Origin of the sequence: Flavobacterium sp. GCM10022190 (genome assembly GCF_042656445.1) — a bacterium.
Lineage (GTDB): Bacteria > Bacteroidota > Bacteroidia > Flavobacteriales > Flavobacteriaceae > Flavobacterium > Flavobacterium nitratireducens.
On the sequence record NZ_JBHSOQ010000019.1, the window covers coordinates 1 to 551 of the forward strand.

The following is a 551-nucleotide window of genomic DNA, read 5'->3' on the forward strand; positions in this document are numbered from 1 at the left end:
AGGGTGAAGCCTGCCCAGTGCCCGAAGGTTAAACGGAGATGTTAGCTTACGCGAAGCATTGAATTGAAGCCCCAGTAAACGGCGGCCGTAACTATAACGGTCCTAAGGTAGCGAAATTCCTTGTCAACTAATTATTGACCTGCACGAAAGGCGCAATGATCTCCCTACTGTCTCAACATTGGACTCGGTGAAATTATGGTACCAGTGAAAACGCTGGTTACCCGCATCAAGACGACAAGACCCCGTGGAGCTTTACTATAACTTCGTATTGAAAATTGGTTTAGCATGTGTAGGATAGGTTGGAGACTGTGAAGCTGGGACGCTAGTTCTAGTGGAGTCAACCTTGAAATACCACCCTTGCTAAATTGATTTTCTAACCCGTTCCCCTTATCTGGGAAGGGGACATTGCTTGGTGGGTAGTTTGACTGGGGCGGTCGCCTCCTAAAGAGTAACGGAGGCGTTCAAAGCTACACTCAATATGGTCAGAAACCATATGCAGAGCACAAAGGTAAAAGTGTGGTTGACTGCAAGACTTACAAGTCGAGCAGGTG

General features: G+C 47.4%; 1 rRNA gene. It reads left to right on the forward strand.

The window, feature by feature from the left end:
* Positions 1 to 551: ribosomal RNA gene (locus ACFPTQ_RS16075) — 23S ribosomal RNA — on the forward strand; the annotation flags it as partial.